6 protein-coding genes and 1 pseudogene are annotated in these 6876 nt (G+C 67.4%); 4 read left to right on the forward strand and 3 right to left on the reverse strand.

Annotated features, from left to right (window positions below):
* Nucleotides 1–202: 202 nt before the first annotated feature.
* Nucleotides 203–628: pseudogene (locus QH276_RS19845) on the forward strand (amino-acid N-acetyltransferase); the annotation flags it as partial.
* Between the two features lie 144 nt (nt 629–772).
* Nucleotides 773–1057, forward strand: coding sequence for a YciI family protein (locus QH276_RS19850; RefSeq protein ID WP_280398923.1), 285 nt, complete (start codon nt 773–775; stop codon nt 1055–1057).
* A 121-nt stretch (nt 1058–1178) separates the two neighbouring features.
* Here the strand turns inward: QH276_RS19850 and QH276_RS19855 are convergent, their stop codons facing one another.
* The 3 genes from QH276_RS19855 to QH276_RS19865 form a co-directional block, all read right to left on the reverse strand.
* Entirely contained in the window at nt 1179–2177 is a 999-nt protein-coding gene (locus QH276_RS19855) for a TerC family protein (RefSeq protein WP_280398924.1), read from the reverse strand.
* A 118-nt stretch (nt 2178–2295) separates the two neighbouring features.
* Complete coding sequence (locus QH276_RS19860; RefSeq protein WP_280398925.1) at nt 2296–4911, reverse strand: DNA translocase FtsK; 2616 nt, start codon at nt 4909–4911, stop codon at nt 2296–2298.
* A gap of 143 nt (nt 4912–5054) precedes the next feature.
* Entirely contained in the window at nt 5055–5678 is a 624-nt protein-coding gene (locus QH276_RS19865) for a TIGR03085 family metal-binding protein (protein WP_280398926.1), read from the reverse strand.
* Nucleotides 5679–5801: 123 nt separating this feature from the next.
* Between QH276_RS19865 and QH276_RS19870 the strand changes: the two genes are divergently transcribed.
* Nucleotides 5802–6197: a DUF4189 domain-containing protein gene (locus QH276_RS19870; RefSeq protein ID WP_280398927.1), complete on the forward strand. Its 396-nt coding sequence runs from the start codon at nt 5802–5804 to the stop codon at nt 6195–6197.
* Between the two features lie 93 nt (nt 6198–6290).
* Entirely contained in the window at nt 6291–6827 is a 537-nt protein-coding gene (locus QH276_RS19875) for a hypothetical protein (RefSeq protein ID WP_280398928.1), read from the forward strand.
* Nucleotides 6828–6876 lie beyond the last annotated feature (49 nt).

The following is a 6876-nucleotide window of genomic DNA, read 5'->3' on the forward strand; positions in this document are numbered from 1 at the left end:
GGGGTACCGATAGTCTGATTGTGTGCCGCAGACCCCGCCCGCCCGCTCGACTCCGCGCGCCTGTCCCGGCGTCGCGTCGCGGGGTGGTCGTCCGGGGTTCGTGCAAGGCCTGCCGAGCGCTTCCGCGCAGTACCGGTCGAGGGGGGTAGGGCCCGGGGCCGGGGGGGGCGTAAGCCCCGGGGGCGCGCGGGGCGGGAAGCCCGCGGGCCTATTTCTGCTGCAGAAGACCCTCTACACCCTTTACGAATCCGTACTGGTGTTGTGGGGCGCCGCGCGCGGCGACCGCGTGGTGGGATGCGGCGCGCTGCATGTGCTGTGGGCCGATCTCGGTGAGGTGCGCACGGTGGCGGTATTGCCGGAGGTCAAGGGCCGCGGTGTGGGCAAACTCATCGTCGAACAGCTCATCGAGGTGGCCCGCGAGCTGGAGCTGAGCCGGCTGTTCGTGCTGACGTTCGAGGTCGAGTTCTTCGCCCGGCACGGTTTCGCCGAGATCGACGGCACGCCGGTGACCGCGGAGGTCTACGCGGAGATGTGCCGCTCCTACGACACGGGTGTCGCGGAATTCCTGGATCTGAGCTATGTGAAACCGAACACGCTCGGCAATACCCGGATGCTGCGCACCCTCTGAGCGGCAGCGCGGGCAACCGCCGGACCCGCTCGAGGGTGGCGGGACTGTAGGCCAGGCGTCCGCCGGGTGGTGCGGGCGCGGTGCCGGGAACAGCGGACAACGGCGCGCGAACGCGACGAACCGCGCGCACATTAGAGTCGTGCCGTGCCGATATTCGCCGTCCACTACACCTATTCCGATGCCACGATCGCCGATCGTGACACCCACCGCCCGCGCCACCGGGCCTGGCTCGCCGACCAGGTCGCGGCGGGAAAGGTGCTCAGCACCGGGCCGTACACGGACGGTTCCGGGGCGTTGTTGCTGTTCCGGGCACCGGACGCCGGATCCCTCGCCGAATTGCTGGCGCAGGACCCGTTCGCCCGGGAGAAACTGATCGATGCGGTGCGGGCCGTCGAATGGCAGCCCGTGCTGGGCGCGTTCGCCGAATGACAACCGTGGCGCGCCGGCCGGTCATGAGCCGATAGCCCATGTCGCTGGATCCGCTCCCGCGGCTGCCCGCCTGCGCGGCGGACAACGGTAAGCGGTCGCGGCCTGGCCGGCGCGCCGCGGGTCAGTCCTTGGACTGCGAAGCCGGACGGGCGCGTCCCCGGGTTTTCAGCAGGCTGGCCACCGTCGCGACGACGAGAATTCCGAGGATCACCGACAGCGACAGCGCCGTGGAGATCTCCGGCACGCTCACATGCTCGCCACCGTTGATGAACGGCAGGTTGTTCTCGTGCAGCGCGTGCAGGACGAGTTTCACGCCGATGAAGGCCAGGATGGCCGCCAGCCCGTAGGACAGGTACACCAGCCGGTCGAGCAGGCCGCCGATGAGGAAGTACAGCTGACGCAGCCCCATCAGCGCGAAGGCGTTGGCGGTGAAGACGATATACGGCTGTTCGGTGAGACCGTAGATCGCCGGGATGGAATCGAGCGCGAACAGCAGATCGGCGAAGCCGATGGCCAGCAGTGCCAGCAGCATCGGGGTGACCGCGCGCTTACCGTCGATCCGGGTGACCAGTTTGTCACCGTCGTAGGTTTCGGTGGTCGGCACCAGCCGTTTGGTGAGCGCGACGATACGGCTGTCGCGTTTCTGTTCCTCCTCGACCTCGTGCCCACTTTCCTTGAGCAGTTTGATCGCGGTGTAGACCAGGAAGAACCCGAAGAGATAGAAGACCCAGCTGAACGCGCTGATCGCCGCGGCGCCGACGGCGATGAAGATACCGCGCATCACCAGGGCGACCACGATGCCGATCAGCAGCACTTTCTGCTGGTAGATCCGCGGCACCGCGAAGGTGGACATGATGATCAGGAAGACGAACAGGTTGTCCACCGAGAGGGCTTTCTCGGTGACGAAACCGGCGTAGTACTCACCGGCGTAGGTGCCGCCCCACTTCCAGGCGATGACACCGCCGAAGGCGAGTGCCAGGCCGATGTACACCGCCGACCAGAATCCGGATTCCCGGAAGGTGGGTTCGTGCGGGGTACGCACATGGGCGAAGAAGTCGAAAACGAACAGGCCGAGGATCACCGCGATGGTGATCCCCCAGACGAGAGCGGTTACCTGCATACGGTGGTCCGTTCAGCGGTGCGAGTCATGACACCAATCATGCCCGATATGCCCGATTCGGTCGTGTTGCGGGGTGGTTGCCGGTGATCTTCTCACACCCCGCACCGGCACGAGCCGCTCACTCCTCCCCGGATTCCGCCGGGTCGTCCCCGCCGCCACGGATCGAGTAGAGCAAACCGTCCAGCTCGTCCGGTTTCACGAGTACATCCCGCGCCTTGGACCCCTCACTCGGACCCACCACGCCCCGGGTCTCCATCAGATCCATCAACCGCCCCGCCTTGGCGAACCCGACCCGCAGTTTGCGCTGCAGCATGGAGGTGGACCCGAACTGCGAGGTGACCACCAGCTCCACCGCCTGCAGGAAGACATCGAGATCCTCCCCGATATCCGGGTCGACATCCTTCTTCTCCCCCGCTTTCGCGGCGGTGACACCCTCGGTGTACTCCGGTTCGGCCTGGTTCTTGGTGAACTCGACGACCGCGTGGATCTCCTCGTCGCTGATGAACGCGCCCTGCAGCCGGGTCGGTTTCCCGGCACCCATGGGCAGGAACAGGCCGTCGCCCATACCGATGAGCTTCTCGGCACCCGGCTGATCCAGGATGACCCGCGAATCGGTGAGCGAGGAGGTGGCGAAGGCCAGCCGGGAGGGCACGTTCGTCTTGATGAGGCCGGTCACCACGTCGACCGACGGCCGCTGGGTGGCCAGCACGAGGTGGATCCCCGCGGCCCGGGCCTTCTGGGTGATCCGCACGATGGCGTCTTCGACATCACGCGGCGCGGTCATCATGAGATCGGCGAGTTCGTCGACGATGGCCAGGATGTACGGGTAGGGCCGGTAGACGCGTTCGCTGCCCAGCGGCGTGGTGATGGCGCCGGATTTCACCTTGCGGTTGAAATCGTCGATATGGCGGACCTTGCTGGCCTGCATGTCCTGATACCGCTGTTCCATCTCCTCCACCAGCCAGGCCAGCGCCGCGGCGGCCTTCTTCGGCTGGGTGATGATGGGGGTGATCAGATGCGGGATGCCCTCGTACGGGGTGAGTTCCACCATCTTGGGGTCGATCAGGATCATCCGGACCTCGTCCGGAGTGGCCCGCTGCAGCAGCGAAACCAGCATCGAGTTGACGAAACTCGATTTACCCGAACCGGTGGAACCGGCGACGAGCAGATGCGGCATCTTCGCGAGATTCGCCGCCAGGAATTCGCCCTCGATATTCTTGCCGAGGCCGATCACCAGCGGATGATGGTCGTTGCGAGTGGACGGCGCCTTCAGCACATCGGCCAGCCGCACCAATTCCCGGTCGGCGTTGGGCACTTCGATACCGACCGCGGACTTACCGGGGATCGGCGCGAGCAAGCGCACGTTCTCGGTAGCCACGGCATAGGCGATATTTCTGGTCAGCGCGGTGATCTTCTCGACCTTCACGCCCGGCCCGAGTTCCACCTCGTACCGGGTGACCGTGGGCCCGCGGACGAATCCGGTAACGGCCGCGTCGATCTTGAACTGCACCAGCACCTCGGTGATCGCCTCGATCATCGATTCGTTGGCGGCGCTGCGCCGGCGCGGCGGATCACCGTCGACGAGCAGATTCATCGGCGGCAACAGGTAATCGCCCTCGGCCACCCGTTCGGGTACGAATTCCGGTTCCGGCGGGGGCGGCGGGGTCTGGTCGACGGGGGCCGCGGCGGCCGGTTTACGTTTCGTCCGCGCGGCCGGTTTCTCCTCCCCGGCGGCGATGGGTTTGGCATCGCGCAGCGGCGGCTCACCGGCACCGCCCGGGTCCGGCAGCGGACCGGTGAATTCGTCGGCCGGATAGTTCTCCGACGGTGCGCGTCCCCGGCGCCGCGAGCGGCTCGGCGAAACGAGGGGTTCGTAATCGTCGACCGGGTCGAAACCGTCGCGATAGTCGTCCTCCGGCGCGGGTGCACCGAAGAATTCGCGTAACCGCTGGGGTGCCTCCCGCACGGTGGTACCGGTGACCAGCAGTACCCCGAACACCATGGCCAGCAGCAGAATCGGGACCGAGAGCCAGGCGGTGAGCCCATCGGTGACCGGGCCGCCGATGACGAAACCGACGAAACCCGCGGCTTCGGCCCGGCCCGCCGCGTCGGCCGGGCCGCCGTCGGCGATATGCCACAGTCCGAGGAACGGCAGCCCGATCAGCAACCCGCCCAGTACCAACCGCGGCCGGATATCCGGTCGCGGTTCGGTGCGCATGAGCACGACGGCGATACCGGAGGCCACGAACGGCAGCACCGCCGACGCGGATCCGGTGACCGCGCGGATGATGCCTTCCACCCAGTGCCCGATGGGACCGCCGGCGGAGAGCCAGACCGCCGCGGCGATCACCGCGCTGAGCGCGATCAGGCCGAGGGCGGCCCCGTCCCGGCGATGGCCGTGTTCGATCTCCCCCGCCCGGCTGATCGCCCGGGTGGCGGCGCCGACTCCGCGGGCCGCCATTGTCCAGCCGCCGCCGACCAGCCGGCCGAATACGGCCAGCGGCGCGGTCTCCGAACGCCGGGGCGGTGCGGGACGGCGCGTGGTACGCCGGGCGCGGGTGGCGGGTGCCTTGCGCCCGGCGCCCTGCTGCGTGGTCTTGCGTGCCGGGCCCTGAGCCCGTGCCGCGCCGTCCGATCGACGCGTGCCCGAACGAGAACGGGCCGCGGTGGTCCGCCCCCGAGCCGATCCCGCCCGCGCACCCGGTGTGGTTGTGCCGCGGGACTTACCTGCCATGGGCTCAGGCTAGCCGCAACAACCCCATCGGGACCATCCGCAACACTGGTACCGAGGTCCGTGCGCGCGGCGAATAGCGCGTCTACGCGGCGTGCGGACCGATTCCGCGCCCCGGACCGGCCCGGGCGACGAGGGCGCGGGCGTCAGATCGAGCGGTCGAGTTCGAGCACCTGCCGCACGGCCTCGGGCTCCCCGGCCGTATCGATCCGGACCTGGTCACGGCCGAAAGCGTGCAGCAGCAGTTCGGCAGGTGTACCGGTCAGCGTCACCACCGGGCCCGTCCCGTCCACCACCCGCACCCGTTCGCCCGCCGGTGTCGACAGTTCCACCGGCACCGGCGATTTCCGGTAGGCCATCTTGCCCATCCGCCGCAGCACCGACCACAGCCGCTGTTGATCCTCGGCGGGCAGTTCGCGCGGTTCCCAGCCGGGCCGCGCCCGCCGGACATCCTCGTGATGGACGAACATCTCACTGAGATTGGCGATCGCGTCCACCGGCCGCAGCGGTGACCACCAGGGCGGGCCGGTGCGCACCAGCTCCAACAGATCCTCGAACGGCTTGCCCGCCGCCTTGTCCTGCCGGCGCTGCAGATAGCCGGCGAAGGGCCGCAGCATGATTCCGGGTGCGGCGTCGGGCCGGCGTTCCCGGACCACCAGATGGGCAGCGAGGTCGCGCACGGTCCACTCACCGCATAGGGTGGGCGCGTCCGGCCCGGTCTCGTTCATCGTTTCGACCAATGCACGGCGTTCACGCTGAGCCATGTTCACACGATGAATCTAGCCGAGACCCAGCCATCGGGGAGGGGATGCGATCCGAACCGGTTGCTACGCAGCAGAGATGCTCTGTACTTTGTCATTCGGTCCATAGGGTCGTGGACCGATACACACAGAATGGGAACACCTTTGAAGAAGATTCTCACCGTCGCCGCCGTTCTGGTGGCGACCATCGGTTCGATGTTCGCCGCCTCGGTGACACCGGCGCACGCGCAGTACAGCAGTTACTACGGCGCCATCGCGGTCTCGCTGTCCACCGGTAACTACGGGTGGTCCTACGACTACGACAGCTACTCCGAGGCCGAGCAGGCTGCCGAGGACCGGTGCGGTGCCGCCGATTGTGTCGCCAAGATCTCCTGGCGCAACGGCTGCGGTGCGCTGGCGGTGTCGGACAACTGGCTGAGCTACGGTTCCGGTTCCACCCGGTCCGCGGCGCGGGCCGAGGCGCTGGCCAACAACCCGGGCAACGCCTACATCGAGCACTGGAACTGCACTTCCGGCTACGACCTGTGAGTTCGTACCGACCACTTTTTCCGGCCGGCGCCGAATTCGCCGACACACTTTCGTAGGGGAAACAGAACTGTGAAAATCCGTCCATTCCGGGTCGTGGCCGCCGTAACGATGGCCGCCGCCGCCCTCACCTTCACCGCGTGCTCGTCCACCGAGGAATCCTCCACGGACGCGGCGGCCACCAGCACCGAAGCCGCCGCCGAGTTCGAGACGGGTAAGACCCAGGGCGAACGCGAGGAAGGCAAGGCGCCGACCACCACGCCGGCACCGAACCTGCCCAAGCCCACCGTCGAAGAACTCAACGACAAGCTCACCCGCGCCCTCGACGGTGCGGTGAGCGAAGAAGAGAAACTGGGCTTCATCGAAGACGCCGAACAGGATCCGCAGCTGGTCGACAAGCTGGTCGAGGCGGCCAAGAAGAACGAAGTGACTGTAAAAATCACCAACGTCGGCGAGCCGGCCGAGGGCAAGGTCAAGGCCGATGCCGAGGTCACCATCGCCGGCAGCCCGGTGGAGAACGCCTCGGTCGATTTCGTGGCCGAGGGCGATCAGTGGAAGATCGCGCACGATTTCGCGTGCAATATCGTGAAATCCGCGGAACTCGATTCGGCCGCCTGCCAGCCGGAAGCCTGATCACCGAGCCGGACCGGACACCGGTGAAAACCGCCGCGGGCCTCGAGCC

Origin of the sequence: Nocardia carnea, assembly GCF_029869215.1 — a bacterium.
In the GTDB taxonomy this organism is placed as follows: domain Bacteria; phylum Actinomycetota; class Actinomycetes; order Mycobacteriales; family Mycobacteriaceae; genus Nocardia; species Nocardia carnea_B.